The 26,858-nt window shown below is 68.6% G+C and carries 18 protein-coding genes; 7 read left to right on the top strand and 11 right to left on the bottom strand.

The annotated features are described in order from the left end of the window. The 10 genes from ASC58_RS14755 to mfd form a co-directional block, all read right to left on the bottom strand. Positions 1-614, bottom strand: a 614-nt coding sequence (locus ASC58_RS14755; RefSeq protein WP_235529249.1) for an MlaD family protein, incomplete at its 3' end; no start/stop codon positions are given. A 54-nt stretch (positions 615-668) separates the two neighbouring features. Beyond that, complete coding sequence (locus ASC58_RS14750; RefSeq protein ID WP_056919817.1) at positions 669-1,637, bottom strand: Ppx/GppA phosphatase family protein; 969 nt, start codon at positions 1,635-1,637, stop codon at positions 669-671. Next, a complete protein-coding gene (locus tag ASC58_RS14745; protein WP_056919816.1) occupies positions 1,634-2,236 on the bottom strand; it encodes a DUF501 domain-containing protein in 603 nt (200 codons plus the stop codon). The genes ASC58_RS14750 and ASC58_RS14745 overlap by 4 nt, the downstream gene beginning before the upstream one ends. Next, positions 2,233-2,844 carry a septum formation initiator family protein gene (locus tag ASC58_RS14740; RefSeq protein ID WP_082553327.1) on the bottom strand — a complete coding sequence of 204 codons (612 nt, stop codon included), beginning with the start codon at positions 2,842-2,844 and terminating at the stop codon, positions 2,233-2,235. The genes ASC58_RS14745 and ASC58_RS14740 overlap by 4 nt, the downstream gene beginning before the upstream one ends. A gap of 30 nt (positions 2,845-2,874) precedes the next feature. Next, complete coding sequence (eno, locus tag ASC58_RS14735) at positions 2,875-4,164, bottom strand: phosphopyruvate hydratase (protein ID WP_056916587.1); 1,290 nt, start codon at positions 4,162-4,164, stop codon at positions 2,875-2,877. A gap of 180 nt (positions 4,165-4,344) precedes the next feature. Then, positions 4,345-5,274, bottom strand: coding sequence for a pseudouridine-5'-phosphate glycosidase (locus tag ASC58_RS14730; protein ID WP_056919814.1), 930 nt, complete (start codon positions 5,272-5,274; stop codon positions 4,345-4,347). Further along, on the bottom strand, positions 5,271-6,470 hold the full coding sequence (locus ASC58_RS14725) for a PfkB family carbohydrate kinase (RefSeq protein ID WP_056919813.1): 1,200 nt from the start codon (positions 6,468-6,470) through the stop codon (positions 5,271-5,273). Before ASC58_RS14725 ends, ASC58_RS14730 begins: the two co-directional genes overlap by 4 nt. A 63-nt stretch (positions 6,471-6,533) precedes the next feature. After that, positions 6,534-7,535: a MazG family protein gene (locus ASC58_RS14720; protein WP_056919812.1), complete on the bottom strand. Its 1,002-nt coding sequence runs from the start codon at positions 7,533-7,535 to the stop codon at positions 6,534-6,536. Between the two features lie 7 nt (positions 7,536-7,542). Then, entirely contained in the window at positions 7,543-8,073 is a 531-nt protein-coding gene (locus ASC58_RS14715; protein WP_157598529.1) for a hypothetical protein, read from the bottom strand. 16 nt (positions 8,074-8,089) lie between these two features. Then, complete coding sequence (mfd, locus tag ASC58_RS14710) at positions 8,090-11,707, bottom strand: transcription-repair coupling factor (RefSeq protein ID WP_056919810.1); 3,618 nt, start codon at positions 11,705-11,707, stop codon at positions 8,090-8,092. Between the two features lie 278 nt (positions 11,708-11,985). Between mfd and ASC58_RS14705 the strand changes: the two genes are divergently transcribed. The 7 genes from ASC58_RS14705 (at position 11,986) to ASC58_RS14670 (ending at position 21,968) form a co-directional block, all read left to right on the top strand. Then, positions 11,986-12,459, top strand: coding sequence for an adenylyltransferase/cytidyltransferase family protein (locus ASC58_RS14705; RefSeq protein WP_082553326.1), 474 nt, complete (start codon positions 11,986-11,988; stop codon positions 12,457-12,459). 334 nt (positions 12,460-12,793) lie between these two features. Beyond that, a complete protein-coding gene (locus tag ASC58_RS14700; RefSeq protein WP_082553325.1) occupies positions 12,794-14,632 on the top strand; it encodes a right-handed parallel beta-helix repeat-containing protein in 1,839 nt (612 codons plus the stop codon). A gap of 372 nt (positions 14,633-15,004) precedes the next feature. Further along, positions 15,005-16,150 (top strand): DUF1972 domain-containing protein, encoded by a 1,146-nt coding sequence (locus ASC58_RS14695; RefSeq protein ID WP_056919808.1) that lies wholly within the window; start codon positions 15,005-15,007, stop codon positions 16,148-16,150. Beyond that, complete coding sequence (locus ASC58_RS14690) at positions 16,147-16,926, top strand: CDP-alcohol phosphatidyltransferase family protein (protein ID WP_056919807.1); 780 nt, start codon at positions 16,147-16,149, stop codon at positions 16,924-16,926. The genes ASC58_RS14695 and ASC58_RS14690 overlap by 4 nt, the downstream gene beginning before the upstream one ends. 162 nt (positions 16,927-17,088) lie before the next feature. Next, entirely contained in the window at positions 17,089-18,654 is a 1,566-nt protein-coding gene (locus ASC58_RS14685) for a polysaccharide biosynthesis tyrosine autokinase (RefSeq protein WP_056919806.1), read from the top strand. A 906-nt stretch (positions 18,655-19,560) separates the two neighbouring features. Next, a complete protein-coding gene (locus tag ASC58_RS14675; protein ID WP_157598528.1) occupies positions 19,561-20,823 on the top strand; it encodes an O-antigen ligase in 1,263 nt (420 codons plus the stop codon). Beyond that, a complete protein-coding gene (locus ASC58_RS14670; RefSeq protein ID WP_056919803.1) occupies positions 20,820-21,968 on the top strand; it encodes a glycosyltransferase family 4 protein in 1,149 nt (382 codons plus the stop codon). Before ASC58_RS14675 ends, ASC58_RS14670 begins: the two co-directional genes overlap by 4 nt. A gap of 172 nt (positions 21,969-22,140) precedes the next feature. Here ASC58_RS14670 and ASC58_RS14665 read toward each other — a convergent pair whose 3' ends face one another. Further along, positions 22,141-25,932 (bottom strand): PKD domain-containing protein, encoded by a 3,792-nt coding sequence (locus ASC58_RS14665; RefSeq protein WP_235529248.1) that lies wholly within the window; start codon positions 25,930-25,932, stop codon positions 22,141-22,143. Between the last annotated feature and the right edge of the window lie 926 nt (positions 25,933-26,858).

The following is a 26,858-nucleotide window of genomic DNA, read 5'->3' as shown; positions in this document are numbered from 1 at the left end:
AACGTCGCCGACAACTTCTCCGGCTTCACCGCCCGCAACAACGGCAACAGGTCCGCGAACACCTTCTCCAGCTCGATCGCCACGCTCGACCGGTCCTGCGTGATGACGTCCCCCGCCCTGATCGGGGCCGACGGCTGGGCCGGCGGGACCAGGTCGACGAAGCGCTCGCCGAACAAGGTCTTCGGGAGCAGCCGGGCGTGCACGTTGGCCGGCACGAGCTCGGCGAGCTCCGGCTGGAGCGCCAGCCCGAGGCGGGCGCCGTCCCCGGTGCTCTCGATCGAGCGGACCTGCCCGACGATGACCCCCCGGATCTTCACGTCGGCGGCCGTCTGCAGCTGCGACCCGATGCGGTCGGTCTCGAGCGTGACCCGGACCACGGGGGTGAAGACCTGGGCGTATGACGCGACCGACAGGGACAGGAGGAGGCCGACGACGAGCAGGAAGGCGACTCCGTACGTCCTGTCGCTGAGGCGGGCGAGCCCACCGGTGGCGGGGCCGAGGGGCGAGCGCGGGGTGGTCGGCAGGCGGGCAGCGGAGAGCCGCCCGGGGTCTGCCAGAGCCGGGTCAGCCGGGTCAGCGACCGGTCGGGTGCGCTCGACGTCGACCGTCCTCACCACCCTTCGTTGCGTGATGTACGACACCGTGGCAACGAGCGGGGCGGGCAGAGGTTACGTCCGGTTTCGTCCGTTCCCGGCCTCGGCCACCGACAGGGCGATGCCGTCGAGGATGTCGTGCTCGGAGGTGACGACGCGGTCCACGCCCAGCTCGGCCGCGCGGCGCACGACCTCGCGCCAGACCAGGGCCCCGGCCCCGATCACGTCGACGCGCCCCGGGTGCATGAAGCCGAGAGCCGCGCGCTCCGCGCGGGTCATCGCGAGCAGCTCGTCGCAGGCGCGGAGCACCGCCGCGCTGGACAGCGAGGCGAGGTGGATGCGGTCGGGCTGGTAGCTGGTGAGGCCCAGGGCATGGGCGGTCACGGTCGTCACGCTGCCGGCGAGCCCGACGAGGGTGGCGACCCCGTCGAGCTCGACCCGTTCCCGCGCCAGGTCGATCGCGGCTTCGACGTCCGCCGTCGCGGCCCCGACCTCGGCCGCGGTCGGCGGGTCGGAACGCAGGTGGCGCTCGGTGAGGCGCACACAGCCCACGTCGACCGACCGGGCGGACTCGACCGTGTCGTGACCGCGGACCAGCTCGGTCGAGCCGCCGCCGAGGTCGACCACGAGGTAGGGCCCCGGGATGCCCGCGGCGCGCAGGTCACCGGTGGCTCCGCGGAACGACAGGGCAGCCTCCTCGTCGCCCGAGATGACCTCCGGCGCGATGCCGTAGTGGGCGAAGGCCGTCCGGACACCGGCGACGAACTCGTCGGCGTTCGAGGCGTCCCGGGACGCCGAGGTCGCCACGAACCGCACGCGCTCGGAGCCGAGCTCCCGGCACTGGTCGGCGTACTCCTGCGCCATCGCCAGGGTCCGCTCCATCGCCTCGGGATCGATGCGACCGGTCCGGTCGACGCCGTACCCGAGCCGCACGACCTCCATCCTGCGCAGGACATCGGTGAGCGCACCGGTCGAGGGGTTGACGTCGGCGACGAGCAGGCGGATCGAGTTGGTGCCGCAGTCGACCGCCCCGACGCGGGTCACGCGCTCTGACCCTCGGAGGCGTGGGCTGCATCGGCGCCCTCAGCGGCGTCGGCTGCTCCGGTGCCGCCTGTGGAGTCGGTGGCGTCGGTGGCGTCGGGGACGCACGAACCGCTGGCCCACCAGTCGCCGAGCAGGGCCAGCGTCTCGTCGCCGAGGGGGTTCACCCCGGGGCCGGCGGCCAAGGAGTGCGCCGCGAGGACGTGCAGGCACTTCACCCGGGTGGGCATGCCACCGGCGGAGATGCCCTCGATCTCCTCGACCCGGCCGAGCTCGTACCGGCGCCGCAGGTAGTCCTCGTGCGCCGCGGCGTACCGGCTCGCGAGCTCCTCGTCGGCGGCGAGGCGGTCGGACATCTCCTTCATCACCCCCTGGCTCTCCAGGGTCGAGATGGCACCGGTGAGCTTGGGGCAGGTGGCGTAGAAGGTCGTGGGGAACGGCGTCCCGTCCGGCAGGCGCGGCTCGGTGGTGAGCACGTCGGGCCGGCCGCACGCGCACCGGTGGGCGACGGCGACGACCCCGCGGGGCACCCGTCCGAGCTGGACGTCGACCGCGGCGATGTCAGCCGGCGTGGGGCGCTCGGCCGTGGGCTGCGCGCTCACTTCTTCGCGGAGACGGAGGCGGTGTTCGCCGCCGGGCCGGCGTCGGCGACGCGCACCGACTCCCACAGCTGGCCGTACCAGGGGTGGTCGCTCGAGGCCGCCGGCGCCTTCGCGACCCCGGGCAGCGCCTTGGCCGACGGCTGGCCGTCGATCACCGTGTAGGACTTCTCCCCGACCTTGACGAACTTGAGGCGCTCACGGGCCTGCTGCACGACATACACGTCGTCGTTCCAGCGAGCCTGCTCCTTCTGCAGCGCGGTCACCTCGGTGCGCTGCTGCCCGACACCCTCGTTGAGGGCGTCGATCTCACCCTGCTGGCGCAGGTAGGACCGCAGCGTCGGCACGAGGGTGACGGCGAGAAGGACGAGGATGGTCGCGAGCACCACGCCGCGCAGGACCGTCCGCGAGGCCTTGCGCTCGGTGGCCACCTGGGCCGACGCGGCCTTGCGGACCGCGCCCGAGGCAGTGGCGCGCGAGCGTCCCGGCCCGGCTCCCGGACGGGCGGAGGTGCCGCGCGTGGTGTTCCGCGCGGTCGCCCCTGCCCGGGGCGCGGCGGGGCGACGAGCCGGTTTGCCCGACCCGCGCGTCCCGTGTCCCGTTCCTGCCATGGTGTCCCTCGATCGATCCGTCCGGCGCCGTCAGGCCTGGGGCGTGAAGCGCGGGAAGGCGCCCACACCGGCGTAGCGGGCGGCGTCGTCGAGCTCCTCCTCGATGCGCAGGAGCTGGTTGTACTTGGCGACGCGCTCGGACCGGGCCGGGGCACCGGTCTTGATCTGGCCGCAGTTCGTGGCGACCGCGAGGTCGGCGATGGTGACGTCCTCGGTCTCGCCGGAACGGTGGCTCATCATGCAGCGGTAGCCGTTGCGGTGCGCGAGGTCGACGGCGTCGAGGGTCTCGGTGAGCGAGCCGATCTGGTTGACCTTGACCAGCAGGGCGTTCGCGGTCCGCGAGTCGATGCCGCGCTGCAGGCGTACGGGGTTGGTGACGAACAGGTCGTCGCCGACGATCTGCACGCGGTCGCCGAGGCGGTCGGTCATGGCCTTCCAGCCGTCCCAGTCCTCCTCGTCGAGCGGGTCCTCGATGGAGACCAGCGGGTAGCTGTCGACGAGGTCGGCGTAGTAGTCGACCATCTCGGCCGAGGTCTTGGCGGCACCCTCGAACTGGTAGGTGCCGTCCTCGTTGTGGAACTCGCTCGCGGCGACGTCGAGGGCCAGGGCGATCTGGGTGCCGGCCTGGTACCCGGCCTTCTCGATGGCCTCGAGGATCAGGTCGAGGGCGGCGCGGTTGGACTCGAGGTTCGGGGCGAACCCACCCTCGTCGCCCAGGCCCGTGGCCAGGCCCTTCTCCTTCAGGACGCTCTTGAGCGAGTGGTAGACCTCGGTGCCCCAGCGCAGCGCCTCCTTGAAGGTGTCGGCGCCGATCGGGGCGATCATGAACTCCTGGATGTCGACGTTCGAGTCGGCGTGGCTGCCACCGTTGAGGATGTTCATCATCGGGACGGGCAGCACGTGCGCGTTCGGGCCACCGACGTAGCGGAACAGCGGCAGGCCGGAGGACTCGGCCGCTGCCTTGGCCACGGCGAGCGAGACGCCGAGGATCGCGTTCGCGCCGAGCTTGGACTTGTTGTCGGAGCCGTCGAGGTCGAGCATGACCTGGTCGATGATCCGCTGCTCGCTGGCCTCATAGCCGACGAGCTTGGGGTTGATGTCGTCGAGCACGGCATCGACGGCCTTCTCGACACCCTTGCCGAGGTAGCGGGACTTGTCGCCGTCACGACGCTCGGACGCCTCGAAGGCGCCGGTGGAGGCGCCCGAGGGCACGGCTGCGCGGGCGATGGTGCCGTCGTCGAGAGCCACCTCGACCTCGACCGTCGGGTTGCCTCGTGAGTCGAGGATCTCGCGGGCGCCTACTGCGTCAATGGTGGCCACAGACATCTCCATCAGTGCTCGAAACCAGGGTCGGAGGGGTACCCGACGAGGCTACCCGCTGCCCCCTCCCCCATCGTCGACCGACCCGCAGGCTGGACGGTATGGCGCGCGGTGACCGCGCGCCGTACCGAGCGCCCGGGGGCGGGGTCAGGGCGGGGTCAGGGCGGGGTCAGGCCGGGGTCAGGCCGAGGTGAGGCGCTGGTGGGCGACGGCGACCGCGGCGCCGAGGCGGGCGTTGTTCCTGACCAGGGCGATGTTGGTGTCGAGCGAGCGGCCACCCGACAGCTCGACGATGCGCCCGAGCAGGAACGGCGTGATGTCCTTGCCGCGGATGCCGCGCTCGTCGCACTCGGCGAGCGCCTGGTCGATGAGCACCCCGATCTCGTCGGCGGGGATCTCCTCGTCCGCGGGCACGGGGTTGGCGATGGCGATCGCTCCCGCCAGGCCGAGGTCCCACTTCGCGGCCATCATGGCGGCGAGCTCGTCCGCGGAGTCGGCCCGCAGCGGCGCGCCATGGCCGCTGGACCGCGAGTAGAACGAGGGGAACTCGTCACTGCCGTGCACGACGACGGGCACCCCGAGGGTCTCGAGCGTCTCCAGGGTGAGGCCGATGTCGAGGATCGACTTCACCCCGGCGCTGACCACCGCGACATCGGTCTGCCCCAGCTCTGTGAGGTCGGCAGAGATGTCGAAGCTGTGCTCGGCACCGCGGTGGACCCCACCGAGGCCACCGGTCACGAACACCCGGATGCCAGCGAGCGCGGCCAGCCGCATCGTGGCCGCCACCGTCGTGGCACCGTGCGCCCGGCGGGCGATCACGTGCGGCAGGTCGCGCAGGCTGACCTTGGACACGTCGGGGTGCGTCGCGAGGGTCTCGAGCTCGTCGCGGTCGAGGCCGATGCGTGGCACGCCGTCGAGGACCGCGATCGTCGCGGGCGTGGCGCCGCCGTCACGGATGATCTGCTCGACCTCGACGGCCATGGCGACGTTACGGGGGTAGGGCATGCCGTGGCTGATGATCGTGCTCTCGAGTGCCACGACGGGCCGGCCGGAGGCGAGTGCGTCGGTGACCTCGGCGTTGAGACGCAGGCTGTGGTGGGGGGTGGTCATCGGTGCTCCTTGGTGGGACGACGCCTCCGGGCGCCGGCGGTGCTGGACGGGGTGGCAGGTGTGAGGTGGGGGGACGCGGCTGCGAGCTCGGCGTCGACGAGCCGCGGGGTGAGGTCGGGGCGCACTGTCTCCGAGCTCGACACGGTCAGGCCGGCGGCCATCTGGCCGAACCGGGCCGCCCCGGCAGGGCGGTCGCCGCGCAGGATGGCGTGGACGAAGGCCGCCGTCATCGAGTCGCCCGCGCCCGTCACGTCGACGACCGGCACGCTCGGCGCGGGCAGCAGCGTCACGGTGCTGCGTCCGTCGTCGCCGATGCTGCTCAACAGGCTGCCCCGGGTGCCACGGCGCACCCAGACGTGCTGCACGCCGAGCGCGTGCAGGACCTTCGCTGCCCGCGCGATCGCGGCCCGCGTCTGGGCGACCGGCTCCCCGACCATGGCGGAGAGCTCGTCGAGGTTCGGGGTGAGGGCCAGCAGCGGTCGCTCCGGCGACAGCATGGTGACGAGGTGGCGGGCCTTGGCGACGCTGACAGGGTCGATGACGACGGGGACCCCGACCGCCGCGGCGAAGTCGAGCAGCCAGGCGGCCGGCGCCTGGGGGACGTTGCCGTCGACCACGAGCAGGTCGGCGTGCGTGATCAGGTCGCGCGCGGCTCCGAGCTGGCGGACGGTCAGCCGGTCGGTCATGGCCATGTTGGAGACGGCCACGAGCAGCTCGCCGGTGGCGTCCATGACGGCGAGGTAGGTGCCGGTGCTGCCCTCGCTGATGATCATGTGGTCGACGAGGACACCGGCCGCCCTGGTCATGGCCAGCACCTGCTCGCCGAACGCGTCCCGCCCGACCGGCGCGACGAGGTGGGTCGGGCTGCCGAGCCTGGCGAGGTTCTCTGCGATGTTGCGCCCCACGCCACCGGGGGTGGTCACGGCGGCTCCCGGGTTGGACGTGTGCAGCTGCGCGGGCTCCGTGGAGTGCGCCTTGACGTCCATGTTCGCGCCGCCCACCACGACCACGGACTGCGCCTCGGACCGCACGACATACCCCCGACCGAGGATCTCGCCCTTCTTGGTGAGGTTGGACAGGTGCACGGACACCGCGGCCTTGGTCGCCCCGAGGCGCTCGGCGATGCCGGCGGCGTCGAGCATCGGCTGCGCACGCAGCAGCTCGACGATCTCCCGTTCGCGCTGGGTCAGGCTCATGCTTGGAATACTAAAGGATCTTCGGTATTCCAAAGAAGCCTGAAACGCCGATGAGAGTCACGATCAGGTGCGGTCGGCACGAGCCTCGGCGTCGAGGTTGTGCAGGGCGCGCCGTAGCTCGGCATCCGCGTCCACCCCCAGCGCCCGGGCACGCGCGACGAGGGCGAGCAGCTCCGCACCGATGCCGCCGTCCGGTTCGGGCAACGACCCACGGCCGCCCCGCTCCCAGCGCGCGACGACCTTCTCGGCAGCGAGCAGGCTGGGCAACGACCGGGGTATGCCGTGCAGCAGCCCTTCGTGCCCGCCCTCCCCACCGGGGTGGCCCGGGTCGGCCGGCTTGGCAGCGCGTTCGGCGGCCTTGATCTGCTCCCAGGTCGCCTCGACCTCTGCAGGCGTGCTGGCGTCGCCGTCGGAGAATACGTGCGGGTGCCGGCGAACGAGCTTCTCGACAAGGGTGCCGGCGACGTCGTCGATGTCGAACGGCTCGCTCGCGTGCTCCTGCGCGACCCGGGACTGGAAGGCGACCTGGAGCAGCACGTCGCCGAGCTCCTCGCGGACGTGGTCGCGGTCGCCCGACTCGATCGCCTCGGCCGCCTCGTGCGACTCCTCGATGAGGTACTTCACGAGCGACTCGTGGGTCTGCTCGGCGTCCCACGGGCAGCCACCGGGCGAGCGCAGCCGGTCCATCACGGCGACGACGTCGAGCAGGCGGGAGCCGGGCACGTCCCACGAGGCCACGAGCACCTCCACCTCCGGCGGCTCCCCCAACCGCGAGACCTCCGAGGCGACGGCATCGGTCAGGCCGGGGTCGCCGTCGGCGGAGGCGACCCAGACGACGTCGGCGGTGGCAGCGCGGTCCATGAGGTCGCGGGCGAGGGCCGGAGCAGAGACCTCTCCGAGGTGGGTGACCTCCAACCCGGCCTGCAGGACGGCATCGGCGAGCGGCTCGTCGGCCTCACGGGCGAGGACGACGGTGGCCGCGTCGAGGGTCTGCCAGGCGACGCGGGTGAACAGCCCGGGAGCGATCCGCGGGCTCCCGACGAGCAGGGTGAGGCGGCCGGGCACCGCCCGGTCAGCCCTGCGGGGTGGCGGCAGGCTGCGGCTCGGCCTTGATCCAGTTGGGCGTGCTGGGGTCGAAGCTGATCTTCTTCGGGTCGAACGTGCCGTAGCGGGGGTTGATGGTGATGTCGGCCTTGGAGGCGAGGGCGACGGCCTTGCCCTGCTCCTCCTGCGTCATCTGGTTGAAGGCCAGGCTCGCCCTGACCAGCTCCAGCGTGGCGGGAGCGGGGTCCTGGATGGCCGCGATGGCGGTGCGGGCGGCCGAGTCGGACAGGCCCTTGCCGGACTCGTCGGCCACGGTGTTGATGAAGCCCGCCATGATCAGGCTCGCCACGGCGCTCGAGGTGGTGATCCCCGAGTCGGGCTGCGCGGCGAGGATCTGGCGGGAGGCCTCCTGGGCGTCCTGCTCGGTGATCCGGTGGCCGTCGACGACCGCTGCGGTGTCGGCGGTGGCACAGCCGGACACGGCGAGCACCCCGGCCGTCGCGAGCGCCACGAACGAACCACGCAGGACCTGGCGCAAAGCTGTCGGACGAACCTTCACAGACTTCCCTCTCTCGTCATCTTCTGGCCGAGACCGTACCCTCACGGGCGCCGGTCGTGCCCACCGAGCCGACCCGGGCGGCGTCGGCGACGCTGCCCAGCATGACGGCGCGGATCAGGTCACTGGCCCACTGCAAGACTGCCGTGTCACGCAGCGGTTTGCCAGCCACCCTCGCCGTCGTCGGTTTCGGCACGAGAATCGTATGCACTGCGTCCTTGACCAGTGACTTGGGGTACAGCCGCTGCAGCCGCAGCTGCGCCGACTCGGCCAGCTCGACCGGACCGAACCGCACGTAGTTGCCCTGCAGCGAGATGTCGGCGACGCCCGCGGCCCGCGCCACGGTGCGCAGCCGAGCCACCTCCATGAGGTTGCGGACCGGCTCGGGCAGCGCCCCGTAGCGGTCGACGAGCTCGGCCTCGATCTCGCCGAGCTGGGCCTCGTCGACCACGCTGGCGAGCTTCTTGTAGGCCTCGAGGCGCAGCCGCTCCCCCGGGACGTAGTCGTGCGGGAGGTGGGCGTCGACCGGCAGCTCGATCTTGATCTCGGTCGGGGCGGTCTCCCCGTCGCCGCGGAACTCGGCCACGGCCTCACCGACGAGCCGGACGTACAGGTCGAAGCCGACCCCGGCGATGTGGCCCGACTGCTCGCCCCCGAGCAGGTTGCCCGCGCCACGGATCTCGAGGTCCTTCATGGCGATCTGGATGCCGGAGCCGAGGTCGGTGTGGCTGGCCATCGTCTGGAGCCGGTCGTGGGCCGTCTCGGTCATCGGCTTCTCGGGCGGGTAGAGGAAGTAGCAGTAGGCCCGCTCCCGGCCACGGCCTACGCGGCCTCGCAGCTGGTGCAGCTGGGAGAGGCCGAGGACGTCGGAGCGCTCGACGATCAGGGTGTTGGCGTTGGAGATGTCGAGCCCGGTCTCGACGATCGTCGTGCAGACGAGGACGTCGAACTTCTTGTCCCAGAAGTCGACGACGACCTCCTCGAGCTTGTGCTCGCCCATCTTGCCGTGGGCGGTGGCGACGCGGGCCTCGGGCACCAGCTCACGGATCCGGCTCGCCGCGCGCTCGATGCTCGACACCTTGTTGTGGACGAGGAAGACCTGGCCCTCGCGGAGCAGCTCGCGCCGGATCGCGGCGACGATCTGCTTCTCGTCGTAGGCGCCGACGTAGGTCAGGACGGGGTGGCGCTCCTCGGGCGGGGTGGCCAGCGTCGACATCTCGCGGATGCCGGTGACGGCCATCTCCAGGGTGCGCGGGATCGGGGTGGCCGACATGGCGAGGATGTCGACCGCCGTGCGCAGCGCCTTGAGCTGCTCCTTGTGCTCGACACCGAACCGCTGCTCCTCGTCGATGACGACCAGTCCGAGGTCCTTGTAACGGATCTCCTTGGACAGCAACCGGTGCGTGCCGATGACGAGGTCCACCGAGCCGTCGGCGAGGCCCGCGATCGTCTCGCGCGCCTCCTTGTCGGACTGGAAGCGCGACAGCGCCTTCACCGTCACGGGGAACGGCGCGTAGCGCTCCGAGAACGTCTGGAAGTGCTGCTGCACGAGCAGCGTCGTCGGCACGAGCACCGCGACCTGCTTGCCGTCCTGGATCGCCTTGAACGCCGCGCGGACCGCGATCTCGGTCTTGCCGTAGCCGACGTCGCCACAGATCAGCCGGTCCATGGGCACGGTGCGCTCCATGTCGGCCTTGACCTCGTCGATCGAGCTGAGCTGGTCGGGCGTCTCGACGTAGGCGAAGGCGTCCTCGAGCTCGCGCTGCCACGGCGTGTCCGGTGCGAACGCGTGCCCGGACGTGGCCATGCGGGCGCTGTAGAGCTGGATGAGCTCGGCCGCGATCTGCTTGACGTAGCGGCGCGCCTTGCCCTTGGTCTTCTGCCAGTCGCTGCCACCCATCTTGCTGAGCGTCGGCTGCTCGCCCCCGACGTAGCGGGTGACCTGGTCGAGCTGGTCGGTGGGCACGTAGAGCCGGTCGGCGGGTTGGCCCCGCTTCGACGGGGCGTACTCGAGCACGAGGTACTCGCGGGTCGCCCCGCCGACGGTGCGCTGCACCATCTCGACGAACCGGCCGACACCGTGCTGCTCGTGGACGACGAAGTCACCCGGCTTGAGCTGGAGCGGGTCGACCTGGTTGCGTCGCCGCGACGGCATCTTCCGCATGTCCTTGGTCGAGCCACCCTGACCCGGCGTGCCGGTGAGGTCGGTCTCGGTGAGGAACACCAGCTGCCCGCCGGGCGAGACGAACCCCGAACCCACAGAGCCGGTCGTCAGGTGGACGATCCCCGGCGTCAGGTCGGACAGGTCGGCGTCGGGACGGGCCGGCACCGACTCGCCCGCGAGCACCTCCGCGACCCGGCGACCGAGGCCCGGCCCCTCCGTGACGACGACGACGCGCCAGCCGTCGCCGACCCACCGCTGCAGATCGGCCACCGCCTCCGGGGTGGACCCGCGGTAGCGCGGCGCCTCCTCGAGGCCGGTGTTGACGACGGTGGCGTCGTCGTCGGCAAGCTCCTCGTCGGCGACGAACGGGCCCAGGTCCCACCACGGCATACGGGAGGAGGCGGCGTGCTCACGCAGGTCGGCGAGGCTCCAGAACGAGGCGGTGCCGAGGATGCCCTGCAGGTCGATGGGCACGGCGTTGCCGGCAGCGGCGTTGGCCCACCCGGCGTCGAGGAACTCCTGGGACGTGGCGACGAGGTCGTGGGCGCGGGTGCGCACTCGCTCGGGGTCGCAGACCACGACCGCAGTGCCCTCGCGCAGCGTGTCCAGGACGCTCTCCATGCCGTCGACGAGGGCCGGCGCGAGCGACTCCATCCCCTCCACGGCGATGCCCTCGGCGAGCTTGCCCAGCAGGTCGGCCGCGCCGGGCAGCTGGTCGAGCAGCGCAGCCGCCCGCGCACGCACCGCCTCGGTGAGCAGGATCTCGCGGCACGGCGGCGCCCACAGGCCGTGCTCGGCGACCTCGAGGCTGCGCTGGTCGGCGACCTTGAACCAGCGGATCTCCTCGATCGTGTCGCCCCAGTACTCCACGCGGACCGGGTGGTCCTCAGTCGGCGGGAAGACGTCGAGGATCCCGCCGCGGACCGCGAACTCACCGCGGCGCTCCACGAGGTCGGTGCGCGTGTATGCCGCAGCCGCGAGGTCCTCGACGACGCGCTCGAGGGGGGCCTCGTCCCCGGCCTTGAGGGCGACCGGGCGCAGCTCACCCAGCCCCTTGGACACCGGCTGGAGGACCGCTCGCACCGGGGCGACCACGATGTCGAGGGGGCCGTACGTGGCGTCGTCGGGGTCGGGGTGGCGCAGCCGGCGCAGGACCGCGAGCCGCTTGCCCACCGTGTCGCTGCGCGGGCTGAGCCGCTCGTGCGGCAGGGTCTCCCAGGCCGGGAAGTCGGCGACCCGGTTGGCGTCCGTGAAGCACCCGAGGGCGACGACGAGGTCCTCCGCCTCCCGGGTGGTGGCCGTGATGGCCAGCAGCGGCCGACCGGCCTCCCGGGCGAGGGCGGCGACCAGGGCCGGACGGGCCCCGGTGGGGGCGGACACGTCGACGGCGAGCTCGCCAGCGCGGGCAGCGGCGAGCGCACGGGCGACACCGGGGTCGGTGGCCAGTGCGTCGAGCAGCGGGGCGAGGGTCATGGGCGAGGCTCCTGGCGGGCGGTGCGGGGACAGCACGAACACCCCACGGCTGGTGCCGATGGGGGGCTCCCAGCCTAACGACCGGGTCGGACACCAGCGACGCCGGCGCAGGGGCCTCGGACGCACCGGCGGTCATCCGGGTCGGAGCAGGACACTCCGCCCCACGTCGGGCACTTCACTACTGCATCTGGATGATCCAATCGGCGCGCACGGAACCGAGGATGGTCGAACGGTGCAACGCGGCACGTGGCAATGGGGGACGCGTGAGAGGGAAGAGCATGAGTGATCGACGACAGCTGAGGCAGCCGCAGCAGACCGGACAGCTCCACACCAGTGGCGTGCGCGGTTACGTCCCAGGGGTTTTCGACCTCTTCCACATCGGGCACCTCAACATCCTCAGAGCGGCGCGCGAGCAGTGCGACTGGCTCATCGCCGGCGTGGTCACCGACGACAAGGCCTACCGGGCGAAGGCGAAGTACCCGGTCATCCCGCTGGCCGAGCGCGTCGCGATCCTCGAGCACATCACCCTGGTCGACGAGGTCGTCGTCGAGCACCAGCCGAGCAAGCTCGACGTCTGGCGCGAGCACCCGTTCGACGTGATCTTCAAGGGCGACGACTGGCGCGGCACGGTCAAGGGTCGTCAGCTCGAGTCCGACTTCTCCGCCGTCGGCGTCGAGGTCGCGTACTTCCCGTACACGATCCAGACCTCGAGCACCCTGCTCCGTGCGGCCCTCGAGGAGTTCGCGTCCTGATGGCAGAGGCCGGTCCCACTTTCGGGACAGCCCGGTCTCACCGATAGCAGGGCCCATACCGCGTCATGAACGGCCGTCATGGGTCTGGCCACGGTCAGGCCACGGAGACGTTCGACCCCGTGCAGTCGTGCTTTCGGAGTGCGTTCACCCGGCCAAAGTCTCGCGCAAATTCAACAAATGAGCCGAACAGACTAGTCTTTCAACTACGTATAACGTACTAGTCCCTACGTCTCGTAGATGAGTAAAGAACTCGTCTACTTTGATGACAGGGACGTGTCTCCGGTGATTGTCTGGGCGAAATCACCGGTCGGGGGGCCGCAACGAGAGGCTCTTCATGAACAACACGTCCAGCACGCGCCGACTCTTGGCGCGCCCCGCTCGGCGCACGCGCCGGATATCGGCTCGGGTCGCTGTCACCACCATCGTCACGTCAGCACTCGTCACCGGTTTCCCACCATTGATCCCAGGCGGGTCCCAGCCCCACGCTTCAGCGGCCGTCAGTGCCCGGCGCGCTGACTGGGGTGGGTCAGCACGTGTAGGCGCCGCCCGCTATCCCATACCGGCGGGCTCTATCTTCGTGTCCAACTCCGGCGCTGACACCAACAGCGGCTCTTTGGCCCGACCGGTCCGCAGCCTCGGTCGCGCACTGCAGGTCGCGCCGGCCGGCGGGACAATCGTGCTCCGGCGGGGGGTCTTCCACGAAGGGGTGGCAGTCAACAAGACGGTGACCATCCAGAACTATCCGGGCGAGTCGGTGTGGATCGATGGCAGCGTTCCTATAGCTGGCTGGACGAAGGTGGGCACCGTCTGGCGGCACGACGGTTGGACGCCGCGCTTCGACGCGAGCCCGACGTACACGAAGGGAGCGGCTGACGGCAGCTCACCAGGATGGGGCTTCGTCAACCCGGCGTACCCCATGGCAGCTCACCCAGACATGGTCTTCCGCGACGGGATCTCCCAGCGTCAGGTCAAGACTCTTGCCCTGGTCCAGCCGGGGACCTTCTATCTTGACACGGCTTCCTCGTCCCTGTACGTCGGCAGCGATCCCACCAGATCCGCAATGCGCGGCACAGACATTGCCAAGGCGATGTCTGTGCACGCCCCCGGCGTGCTGCTCCGAGGTTTCGGGATGCGGCGCTTCGGGAGCAGCGTGTGGCACATGGGTGCCATCACCTTGGAAGCACCTCGGATCTCCCTGGCCAACATCACCATCGATCAGATGGCCACCACCGGGATCTCCGCCCTCAATTCAGACATCACGCTCAACCAGGTCACCATCACCAGGTCGGGAATGCTCGGCATGCACGCGTCCATGGCCGACAGGCTCAGAGTTCTGCGGAGCCTGGTTCGAGGCAACAACACGGAGCACTTCAACAACGCTCCAGTCTCGGGCGGAATCAAGGTGAGCCGTATGCGGACCGTGACGGTCAGCGAGAGCTCCATCACGGGCAACAACGGCCCTGGCTTCTGGGCAGACGAGTCCACGTACGACATTCGGGCCCTCAAGAACAACATCACGGCTAACCATGGGCACGGCATCTCGCTGGAGATCTCCGCCCGAGCCGTCGTCGCAGACAACTTGATCCTTAATAACGCCGGCAACGGCGTCAAGGTCAACAACATCAGCAACGTCCGCATCTGGAACAACACCGTCGTGGGCAACGCGCGCGAACTGAACCTCGTGCAAGACGGCCGTCTGGCTGCCAACACTCGGTGCTGTCGGGACCCGCGACAGGTCTACCCTGATCCCACGATGACGTGGCTCTTGGGCCAGATCGAGGTCAAGAACAACGTCATCGGAGGGACGAAGTCGGGCAACTGCCTGCTATGCGTCGAGGACTACACGCACACTCGCACGGCCAAGCAGATCGGCGTCACGACCGCCGCCAACCTCTACAACCGTCCGACGGTCTCACCCCAGTGGACCCACGTGTGGAGCAACGGTGCGGGGAACCCCGCGGTGTACACCTCTGTGGCGCGTTTCCGCAGCGCGACGTCCCAGGACAACAGGAGCGTGTCCTACGACGGAGTGACCGTCGTAGGGAGCGGGGGTTCGTTGACCACGACCGCTCGGGCAGCCGCGAACTCGGCTGCGGTGAGCTTGCCCAGCGACATCGCAGCTCTGACCGACCGTCCTGCGGGCGCGCGGTGGCTAGGCGTCTGGGGGCGCTAGTCGGCGCGACTGGCGTCCGGTCGCAAGTCGGCTCCCGTCGGGATGCAACTCGACGGGAGCCGACATGGGTCCGGGCGCGCTCGCGGCTTGCCTGAGGCTCCACCTTTTGGATGAGGTCGCAGCCGTGTGCGTCGGACAGGATGGGCCTCACATCGATCGACGGGGGTACGTGAGCACGATGGTGTTGCCGACCGCACTCCGTCTACCCAGGCGCCCGCGACGACGAGGGCTGAGTTCGGCAGGCTCCGACGACCACCTGTCGGCGAGGGCGGCTGCTGCCTTGGGCTCGTCTCGGAAGTCGACCTGCAGCACGACCACGACACGACATCGGCTTTCGGCACGCCGTCCGGTCACACACTGAGGGAAGTAGTCATGCACATCGCCATGATCGGGACACGAGGCGTCCCCGCCCGCTACGGGGGGTTCGAGACCTGCATCGAGGAGGTCGGGCAGCGCCTAGCCGAACGGGGACACTCAGTGGTCGTCTACTGCCGTGGCAGTCGTGACGAAATCCCCAGACACTACTTGGGCATGCGTACCGTCGTGCTCCCTGCCCTGCGGCACCGCACCCTCGAGACACTGTCCCACTCAGGACTCTCGGTCGCCCACGCCGTGATCCGAGAGGACATCGACGTAGCACTGGTATTCAACGCAGCCAACTCGCCCTTTCTCCCAGTCCTCCGCGCCAAGGGGATTCCGGTGGCCACCCACGTCGACGGCCTCGAGTGGCAACGCGCCAAGTGGGGAGGGGCGGGAAGGCACTACTATCGACGCGCCGAGGGTTGGGCCGTCCGCTGGTCGGATGCCCTGATCGCGGACGCGCAAGGGATAGCTGACTACTACGCCACTACCCATAGAACAGGCACGCGCCTGATCACCTACGGCGCCCCCACCCCGGTAGATGCTCCGCACCGACTCGACGAACTCGGACTACGACCGAAGCAGTATCACCTCGTCGTCGCCCGGTTCGAGCCTGAGAACCACGTCGCAGAGATCGTCGAGGGATACGTCGGCAGCACCGCCAGGATGCCGTTGGTGGTCGTTGGAAGCGCTCCGTACTCTGCCGCGTACACACAACGCATCCATCACCTCGCGGACGGCAGGGTCAGGCTACTCGGGGGTCTGTGGGACCAGGAGCTCCTCGACCAACTGTATTCCGGGGCGTTCATCTACTGGCACGGGCACTCCGTGGGAGGGACCAACCCCTCCCTACTGCGAGCAATAGGAGCCGGCGCACCCTGCTCGACGTTCGATGTTTCCTTCAACCGTGAAGTGGTAGGCACCTCGGGACGATTCTGGACCTCCAGCAAGGACGTGACGGCGCTGCTGGAGGAATCTGAAGCGGATCCCGGTCCGGTAGCCGAGCGAGGGATGTTGGCGCTCGAAGAGGCCGCCCGATACGACTGGGACGAAGTGACCGACCGCTACGAGCAACTCTGCTTGGACCTGGCAGGAGCCCAACACCGCGGCGCCTCCTCCCGGAAATTGTCTTTCAGGAAGGCTGTGGACCACGCATGACCGCCTCCCGCGCAGGTTCACCGACACCCCGGGAGACTGTCGCGCTCACGTTGTCCTCTCTGCGCCAGCACGGCAAGCCCCAACGAGGAGCTCCCGCGTACTCACGCTTCGTCAACCGCCCCGTTGGCCGCCTGATCGCCGCCGTCGCGCACACGTTGGGCCTGGGTCCGAACGCGGTCACGGCGATCAGCGCCGCCCTGTCCACTGCTGGAATCGCCGTGCTCGTCCTTGGCGGTTCGAGCGCCTGGGTCGGCCCGGTGGTTGCCCTGCTGCTGGCAGCCGGATATGCCTTCGACTCGGCAGACGGCCAGGTGGCTCGGCTGACAGGTGGTGGGTCGGCGCGCGGTGAATGGCTGGACCACGTGGTCGACTGCGTGAAGATCGGCACATTGCATCTCGCCGTGGCCCTAGCGCTTCATCGCGAGGGGTCGTCCATCGGCTGGATCGTCGTGGCCCTGGTGTACGTAACGGTCGCGAACGTCTTCTTCTTCACTTTCGTCCTCACCGACCTCCTACGGAGGCTGGACGCCGCTCGCACAGCCGGCACCGACGCAGCGCCCACAGCCGTGGCGACCTCGCCGGGCACCGCCCCGATCTTGCGATCTCTCGTGGCAGCGCCTACGGACTACGGCTTGCTGTGTGTCCTGTTTGCGTTCTGGGGCGTCAAGGCGATGTTCCTTCCTGTCTACGCGTTGATGATGCTTGGGACCGCGCTCTACGTGGCTGCCGGCGCCCCTCGCTGGTACCGCAGCCTTGCTCCCCGACTCAGCTCTTGAGACCTTGAGAAAGGTCTGACCAATGACGATCACCGAAAGGGCACGGCCCATGGCAACCGTTCGGACTAGCGCAATGCGCCCTCGGTGCTCCGACACTGGGTGGTCTGCGGGCCGCCGCACCGGCCCTCAGCCGGTCGATGTTTGGGAACAGGAGGTGCCGTCGTGACACTCCGCGCCTATCTGCATGTCCTGTTCAAGCGTTGGCGCATAGTCTTGGCAGCGACTGTCCTAGGAGTGCTCAGTGCTGGCGTCCTGAGCTACCTAGCCGTTCCCACCTACACGGCCAATGCGACGCTGTTCGTCGCCATCAGTGCTTCGGACGGGGGCTCTGACACGCCCTCGATCTACCAGAGCTCCCAGTTCGCCATGCAGCGAGTGAAGTCCTACCCGCAGGTGATCGACAGCCCGACGGTTCTTCAACCCGTCATCGACAAGCTCGGTCTCGACCTCACGGTCTCCGACCTTCGGAAGATGGTCACGGCGGAGAATCCTGCCGATACCGTGCTGATCACGATCACGGCGACGGACACCTCGGCCACTCAGGCTCGCGACATCGTGAACGCCACCGGTTCCCAGTTCGGGTCCGTCATCGAGCGCCTCGAGACCCCCCGTGTGGGCGGCCAGTCCCCGGTCAAGGTCACCACCACCGTCCCCGGCCAGACACCTCAGTCCCCGGCATCCCCGCGGATCCCCCTCAACCTCGCGCTGGGCCTGCTTGCTGGACTCGCCCTAGGGGTGGTGCTTGCCGTCCTACGCGAGCAGCAGGACACCACGGTAAAGGGCTCTGAGCTAGAGAAGCTCACCGGTCGGGCTGCTTTGGCCCTGATCAGCACGAACCCCCAGGCGAAGACAAAACCCTTGATCACCCTGGACGGGCAGGGGCGGGCCGTGGAGGAGTTCCGGTCCCTGCGGACGACCCTCCAATTCGTTGACGTGGACAGCCCACCCCGCCTCATCGTGGTGACGTCGGCCTTGGCGGCTGAAGGCAAGAGCACGACGGCCTGCAACCTTGCGATCGCCCTCGCGCAATCCTCCCTGCGGGTGTGCCTCGTGGAGGCCGACATGCGGCGCCCCATGAGCTCGACCCTAATGGGCGTCGATGGCAGCATCGGGCTCTCGAACGTGCTGGCGGGCCAACTTGATCTGGAAGACGCTCTGCTGCCGTGGCACCGCGGACTCCTCAGCATTCTCGCCGCCGGAACACTTCCGCCGGACCCCACTCGCCTATTGGCTTCTCAGACGATGGCGACGGTGATCCAGACCTTGCGCGAGAAGTTCGACTTCGTCATCTTCGACGCACCTCCCGTACTCCCGGTCAGCGATGCGGCTGTGCTCGCGCGCAGCGCGGATGGTGCGGTCATGGTCGCGAAGTACGCGTCGACCAGGCGCGAACAACTCACCCGGGCCTTCGCTGATCTCGAAGCAGTGCAAGCGCGTATCATCGGCACGATCGTCACGATGGTCCCTCCCCGTGGTCAACGCGACCTTCGCTACCACAACGAGGACTACGCACCGCTGACTCCGCCTGACCTCGACTGGAACTCAGCTGCCGAATTGCATGCCGAGGGCGGCGCCGTGCCCAGGGTCGCGAAAGGCGATGCAGAGGTGGCCGGACGGGGATCACAGTCGAAGGACGGCCGCGGCGCCCCGGCCTCGGCGCAGTCGTCCATCGCGCCCGATCCGTCCGGTTCGGCGTTCGGTATGGTGCGCCGCAAGACTTCTCGCTGACTAGTTGGTACCTGACGCGACAAGGCCCATCACCAGTGCGTCGGCCACGAGACCGGCCGACTGGTCGAGGCGATGGTGGAGGTCACGGTGCCTCCCTGCCTCGCTGTGTGGGTCTGAAAGGTCGAAGCCCGCGGCCCACGCCGCTTGTTCGTACCCGCCCCGCCAAGGTATCCAATGCCGTAGCGCGGCACTCCGCACCGGTGGCGCCACGGTCCCGCGCAGCGCATCCATCTCCTTGACCAACCAATTCACCGGCACCGAACACATCTGACCGTGCAGCGATGGACTCGCGGGCCAGGGAACGGCCTTGGCGAGCTCACCCGCCTCCATGATCGAAAATGTCTTGGCGGCGCTCGAGAGGTCCAGGGCTCGAGCCACCCCACGCAGGCGGGACTGCGATGTGAGGACCATGTCCGCTGCCGTAACGAGGTTGGCCGTCACCAAGCGCGGTCTCGCGGTCCTGGCGTTGTGATCAAGCAGGTCGACTCGATGTCGTCCGCGTTGTTCGGCGCACCGTGCTGAACCGGGGCGCAAACCTGCCGAGGTCACCATCACCTCGCACACACCAACTGTTCTCAGGGCCCTCTCGAGCGAGAGAGCCATCGCCGGCGCCACACACACATCCGTCGTACAGATCACCAGTATTTGCTCCACCGCCACCCCTTCGGTTCGCCACCTCAATTTTGAGGTGTCGAGGTGGTCCTGATACACCCACAAATGGGTGACGCGGACTACGCCGAGGCCGTTGCCGTCGTCAAAGCGCTGACGCTGACTCTGGGGACCCACGAATGGACGGGTTCCACCATTTGCATGAGGCCCTACGCTGGGTGACAAGGCATCGTTGGGGCCAGCCACTGGTTTCCGTAGGCGGGTACCGGTCAGCCGATGCGTAGGGGGTCGATCAACATGGCGGTCCTCGTCGACCTTCCCCCACGCCCGGTACGAAGTAACCCGACCGCCGCCTCGGGCGAGGACCCATACGACCGCGCACCCACGTGGCTGCTCGTGACATGCTGCCTCTTGCTCGTCCTGTGCGTTGTTCCTTGGCGACAGAAGTCCTACTTCTCCGGGTCGCTCGACCCCGTCGTCCTCGCCAAGGGTGCGCTTGGAGTGGCTGCGTTGACGATTGCCGCGAACGCCGCCCGAAGAAGCCGTCGGGGCCATGCCATCGGCACTCGGACGATCGTGATAGCAGCCAGCTACCTCGTGGCGTCCGTTGTCGGGGGATGGGCGGCGGGAAGCACGGTACCGGCTGCCGTTATCGCCGTACGCGTCGCGATGCTCGTCATGAGCATCGCGTTCCTGGCCAGTGCCTTCGAGACGGACCGGCTGATAGCCAGCGTGGTTGGGTCTTTGGCATCAGTGGCCGCTGTCTCGGCTGTCACCGGTGTCGGAACCCTGCGCTCAGGTCGGTTGGAGGGCGGCCTGCCCTCCCTGGCCTCAAACGAGATCGCGTTCGCCTGCGGCGTGGTTGTCCTGTTCGTCATGCACCATGCGAAGGAGAGCGTTGCTCGCGTCTGGCACCTGGCGGCTGGCGTGACCGGGTTCGCCGTGATGTGGTTGACAGGATCTCGCACCACCACTGCCACATTCGTCGTCGCCGCCTTTGTCCTCATCCTCCAGTCGCGCGTGCTTTCGGTACCCGCCTTCATCACTTGCGCGGCGGCGGTGCCGGTGGCCGCATGGGTGGCGCTCTCCACCCCCGTGATCACCGAGCTTCTGTTTCGCGGCGGGAGCTCGAACGTCACCACCTTGAGCTCGCGCACCATCGCGTGGCAGGCGGCCCTCTCGTTCGACGGAGCCACCTTCCAGAAGTGGTTCGGAGGTGGTCTGGCTCTCAAGTATGTCCCAGTATCGGGTCAGTATTGGCAGACACAGCTGCTGGACAGTAGCTGGATCTCCGCCTTGGTACAGGTCGGATTTGTCGGCCTCGCGCTCGCCGCCTTATGGGTATGCCTTGCGTTTGTCGGCGCGATGGCCTCTCCACGCCCGTGGCGTCCGCTGTGGTTGGCACTGCTCGTGTTCATGGTGCCGAGGAGCGCTCTGGAGAGCGGCCTCTTTGACGCCAGTGCCGCCTTCATCGTTTTCGCCCTAGTCAGCCTGCAGGTCGAACCGGCCGCCCATTCGCCAGCTCCAGCTGCTCCCGATCCTGTCCGGGAATCCGCGTGACACCCCCCAACGGCGCTGGGATCCTCGTCGTCAACCCGGGCGCCGACGTATATGGGTCTGACCTGCAGCTCCTCGAGTCAGTTACAGCGATGATCGACGGCGGATCCCAGGTCATGGTCGCCTGTCCCGAGCAAGGACCGCTGCTGCCCCTGCTGGTCGACCGTGGCTGTGACGTGCGCGTGGTCGACTTCCCCGTCCTCCGGCGCTCGTACCTATCCGCACGCGGCATCATGTCGTTGGCAGTCGAGCTGGCGCGAACACTGCCGGCGATGTGGCGACTCATCGGCGATGTGGACCCCGAGGCAATCTACGTCAACACCACCACCATTCCGTGGTGGATATTCTTGGCCCGTCTTCGTCGAGTGCCCGTGGTGTGCCATGTTCACGAGGCCGAGGACACCGCCGGCAGTCTCGCAGGACGGCTGCTCAACGCCCCGCTGCTCACTGCCGATCGACTCATCCTGATCTCGGAGACGGCGGCCTCGTCGGTCTGGCAGGTCTTTCCGCGCCTTCGCCGCAAGAGCGTGATCGTCATGAACGGGGTTCCAGACCGCACTGATCTCCCCACTCCATACTCGACGAACCATGGAGCGCTGCGACTCGCTGTCGTCGGCCGGTTGTCGCCGCGCAAAGCCCCGCACGTGGCGATCCAAGCGCTCAAGGTGCTGGTGGACCGAGGTGTAGACGCGACCCTTGAGGTCGCTGGCTCGGTGTTCCCAGGGTATGAGTGGTATGAAGAGCAGTTGCGATCCGACGCTGCACGGCTGGAGGTCGCAGAGAGGGTGTCATTCACCGGCTACGTCTGGCCCTCCCATGTCGCTTTCGACAGAACTGACATCGTCATCGCGCCCTCGGTCCGTGAGCCTTTCGGGAACGTCGTCGTGGAGGCCCAGCTCTCAGCGCGTCCGGTCATCGCAGCGGCCTACGGCGGGCATCTGGAATCAATCGAGGACGGCGTGACGGGAATCCTCGTGCCGCCTGAGGACCCCGAGGCCGTGGCTCTCGCCGTGGAACGACTCCTCGCAGACCCGGTGACGGCCGCAGACATCGCTAGGAAGGCCCGCGGCTCCGCCCTGCGCCAGTTCGGGATTCCCCGATATCAGATGGGCATCCGCCAAGTCCTGACCGAGACCGTCCAGCGCTGAATCGGCTGTCCATGCCCTCGAAGGTGCCTGACACCTGGCCGGCAGCGACGTAGACAGGTGGCGCCTTAAAGGTGGCAACGGGCGCATCAGTTGACCTCGCCGCTCCCACCTCACAGAGATGACGGAGTCGAGAACCCCCAAGGATTCCCGACTCCGCCCTCGTCTGGCCGACTTAGGGGCGCGGCGGACCGACCCAGAACTGGTCGATTCCGTACACCACCGGGATGTTAGTCGTGGTCCCACTGAGGTAGGCCCATACCCCGGCCGAGCCTGGCACCTGCAAGCCGGCCGTGCTATCGGCGGTCGTGAGCGTCCACGACGCTGGCTCGGTCGCCGTGCTCTTCCAGACCTTGGCGCGCACCGTGGTGGGCGACGTACCCGTCACCTGGGTGCGGACCCGAAGCTGGTCACCGGCCGCGTACGCGAGGCCGGAGATGGTAGACGAGGAAATAAGCGTCTCGGTCCCACCTGTGTTGCGGACCAACCAGAGAGTGACTTGACCATTGGATGCCATCCGGACCTTCGCCCGGTAGTCGACCGAGGCGCTGACGCGGCGGCCGATAAGGCTGACGTACTGTCCACCGCCGGTCGGAGCCTTGTCCGTTGTCACCAGTGCGGAGACCTCGGTCGTGGAGCTGGCGACACTGGACAGGTACGCCGTGTACCCGTCACCGGCGTTGAGGCTCAACTTGCCCTGGCCGCCAGAGACGCTCCAGCGGGTAGCGGGCCCACCGAGGGTCCAGGCGCCGCCCAAGTCGGCCGTGCCCCAACCGGTAGCCATGGTGCGCGCGAAGTCGTCCTGGGCGAACACGGTGGGAGCGGCCACGGTCACTGCCGCCGACTTCGTGGCGGTGCCGCCACCGTTGTCCGTCACGGTGAGGGTCACCGTGAAGGTGCCGGCCGCGGCATACGTGTGGTTGGCCGTGACCCCGCTGCCGGCGGCGGTGCCGTCACCCCAGTTCCACGAGTAGGACGCGATGGTGCCGTCCGGGTCGCTGGAGGTCGAGCCGTTGACCGAGGTCGCGAGCCCGTTCTCCGTGTGGGTGAACGCCGCCGTGGGCAGCTGGTTGGGCGGGCCGGCGACGGTGACCGTGTCGGTCTTCGTCCCGGTCTTGCCCTTGTTGTCGGTCACCGTGAGGACGACCGTGTAGGTGCCCGCCGTGGAGTACGCATGGGTCGGGGTCGCGCCACTGCCCGCAGGCGTGCCGTCACCCCAGCTCCACGAGTAGCCCGTGATGGTGCCGTCGGCGTCGGAGGACCCGGAGCCGTCGAACGCCACCGACAGGTTCGTCGGCGTCGAGGTGAACGCCGCCGTGGGTGCCTGGTTGGCCACGACCGTGACGACCTGCGACGAGGTGCCGGTGGCGCCCTTGTCGTCGGTGACCGTGAGGACGACCGTGTAGCTTCCCGCCGCCGCGTACGAGTGGGTGGCGTTGACGCCGCTGCCCGGAGGCGTGGCGTCACCCCAGTTCCACGAGTACGACGCGATGGTGCCGTCGGCGTCGCTCGAGGTGGCGCCGTCGGCGGCCACGTCGAGGAAGTCCTTGGTCACCGTGAACGCCGAGGTCGGCGGCTGGTTGGCCGGCGGCGCCGTCATCGTGACCGAGTGGGTCACGGTGTTGGTGCCGCCGCGGTTGTCCGTCACCGTGAGGGTGACGTCGTAGGTGCCCGCCGCGGCATACGAGTGGGTGGCGTTGGCACCACTGCCCGCGGGCGTGTTGTCACCCCAGCTCCAGGAGTACGACGCGATGGTGCCGTCAGGGTCGCTCGAGCCGGAGCCGTCGACCGACAGGTCCTGGAACGACTCGGAGTGGCTGAACGCCGCGGTCGGCGCCTGGTTGGGCAGCTGGCCGCCACCGGCCTGGAAGTGCGCCGCGACGGTGCTCGGGGAGAGCACCGAGGAGTAGACCGCGACCTCGTCGATGGTGGCGTCGAGGAACGGGCTGCAGCAGCCCCAGTGGTTGTCGCCACCGACCCGCCAGTAGCCGGCGTAGTCCTGGGCGTCGGTCTGGCCGTTGGTGCCGATGAGCTGGCCGTCGACGTAGAGCTTCATGCCGTCGGTGTTGCTCTGGCTGGCCACCACGTGGTGCCACTGGCCGTCGTTGACGGGGTTGTTCGTCGTGATCGTGTTCATCATGCCGGTCCAGACACCGAAGGTAAGCTTGCCGTCGTCGCTTACGTAGACGTGCCGGTCGTAGCAACCGGACGTCCCCGTCTGCGAGCAGCCGAACCCGATGATCTTGCCCCCGTTGGTCGACGTGGTCTTGAACCACGCCTCGAGGGTGTAGTTGTGCGGGTTGCTGTACTGCGTGTTGGAGGCGATGAATCCGTCCGTGCCGTTGAAGGCCACCGCCTTGTTCGTCGCAGGGTCGAACGCGCCGGCCTGGCCCTGGGTGTAGCCACCCTGGTAGGTGCCGTTGGACTCGTTCGGGCCGGAGTCCTTGGCCGTGCCGTTCGTGTCGCCCAGGCGCCAGTACAGGTCCGGGTTGGCGTCCCAGACCGCCTGGCCGTAGGCGTCGGTCGGACGGGTCGGGACGTTGAGCGTGCGACCGCTCGCGGTGTAGTGCGACTGCACCGTGGTCAGCGCGAGCGCCGTCGGGTAGATCGCCACGTCGTCGATGTCACCGGCGAAGTAGGGGTTGCCGCTCCAGGGGCTGTCCCCGCCGACGCGCCAGTACCCGGAGTAGGGCTGACCGGCCGAGGTCCCGGCGTTGCGGCCGATCCGCTTGCCGTCGACGTAGAGGACCACGCCCGACGCGTCGAGGCTGCCTACGACCTGGTGCCACTGGCCGTCGTTGAGGGCGGTCGGAGACGTGACGGTGAAGAAGCCGTTGTTGTAGACGCCGAAGGTGACCCGGCCGTCCGGCTCCATGTAGATGTGGCGGTCGTAGTTGTTCGACAGACCCGCGTTGGCGTTGCCGAAACCGACGATCTTGCCGCCGCTGGTGGTCGTCGTGCGGAACCACGACTCGACGCTGAACACGTCCGGGCCGACGACCGGGGAGGTCGTGGCACCGAGGCCGTCAGCTCCCCCGAAGGTCGTGGACTTGTCGGTGTCGCCGATGACGGCGCCGTCAGCACCACGGGTGAGCCCGCCCGACATCGTCAGGTCGTCGAACCCGGCCCAGTCGATGGCGCTGCCCGACGGCTCACCGAGCCGCCAGAGGTGGTTGGCTCCGTCGTCGAGGACCTTCTGCGCATAGGCGCTCGGCGAACCGCTGCCGACGGTTACGGTGTTGGAGACCGGGCTCCACAGGATGTTGCCGTCAGGGTCGGTGATCCGCACCTGGTAGCGCACCGTGGTGCCCGGGGTGAGGCCCTTGTCGACGAAGCCCATGGTGGGCAGCGTCCAGAAGTTGGAGTCGCCCGTGGTGGTATAGACCCAGGTGGTGTTGTTGCGCAGCACCTCGTACTTGAGGTTCTTGTCGTCCTGGTCCCAGGCCGAGCCCCACGAGACACGCACCGTTCCCGCGCTCAGCGAAACGGCGTTCGTGCTGGGGATGGGGGTCGCAGGGATGGTTGTGTACCGAGGACCGCGCAGCTTGGGTGCGGTCGGTCGGGTCTTGAAGCGGGTCAGGCCCTGCTGGCTCGCGCCGTTGACTCGTGGGAACTCACCTCCGAGGACGACGTAGTCACCCGAGCCCTCGACTGCCCAGGCGGCCTGTCCCGCCGACGTGTAGGAGCCAAAAGCGAGGTCCGGCCACCAATTCAGCATCTTGGCGTACTTGTAGCCCCGGTAGTCCCACCCGTAGGCGTCGTTCTTGGTCGTGACGTCCGTCGGATAGTTGACCATCGCCACAGCCTTCTGCCATCGCGAGCGCGGGTTGGTGTCGCCGAACCGGTCGACGGCCGAGCAGTCGTGGTAGTGGCTCACCGCATACAGGAGGTTGCCCACCGGGGAGACGTCGTAGGTGTCACCGAGGCAGTCGTTGACCCAGTCAATATCACCTGATGACGGATCCAAGCCAAACGTACCTTCAAAGTTTGCGTTGGAGTTGCCAAGGACGAAGGCGTAACCGCTGCCGTACACCCGTTGGCCATCCGCCTTCAGCGACGTAATGGCGGCGGCACTTCCGCCGGCGTGGATCTTTCCGTTGGCTCCCCACGGGAGTGTCACCCCCGTGCCCGCATCTAGCGCACCCATTCCGATGGCTCCAACCCCGTTGAGGGTCGTGAAGGAGCCTCCCGGGATGACCTTGGTCCCGTCAGGCGTCATGGTCATCGTCCAGACGTAGCCACCCTCAGCCTTCGGCGCCCACGGCAACATCGCCCCATTGGACGTCTGGAACGCTGCCAGCCTTGTCCGCGCCGCTCCATTGGCGGACAGGAAGTTGCCGCCCACGTAGACGGTGTTCGAGGTGATGCCGAGTCCGCGAACCTGGCTGCTGACGTTCGGCGCCCACGACGTGACAAGGGCATTCGTCGCTGTGGCGAAGGCAGCCACCTTGCCGCGCGCAACGCCGTCCACCGTGGAGAAGTCCCCGCCCACGTAGACTCGCGACCCATCGGGAGCGGCCTTGATGACGAGACCTTGCGCATTGAGTGAGTGGTCAAAGGACGCCACACGGTTCCCGGTCGTGAGGTCATAGGCGAAGATGTTGTTCGCGGCGACTTCTCCGGCGCCACCGGCGGCGACACCCGGGGGGCGGGCCTTAGTGAAGCTACCAGTGACGTAGACCGTCGTTCCGACTATTGCCTGACTGTAGACGACGCCGTTGATCTGCCACGTGGGCAGCGCGTCGGCAGTTGCCGTGGCAGGGTCCGGCGCAGGTGGTGGATCTGCTGCCTGCGCGGGCGCTGCGAGCACCGTGAGCCCGACGGCCGCCAGTGCGGCCACCGTCAACCCCACGACGGCCTGTTGCGTGAATGAAGCAAGTCTGGTCCCTGCAG

Source organism: Phycicoccus sp. Root101, assembly GCF_001426245.1.
Classification (GTDB): domain Bacteria; phylum Actinomycetota; class Actinomycetes; order Actinomycetales; family Dermatophilaceae; genus Pedococcus.
The sequence above is the reverse complement of the archived record's forward strand: the minus strand, read 5'-3'. Positions and strand labels throughout refer to the sequence as shown.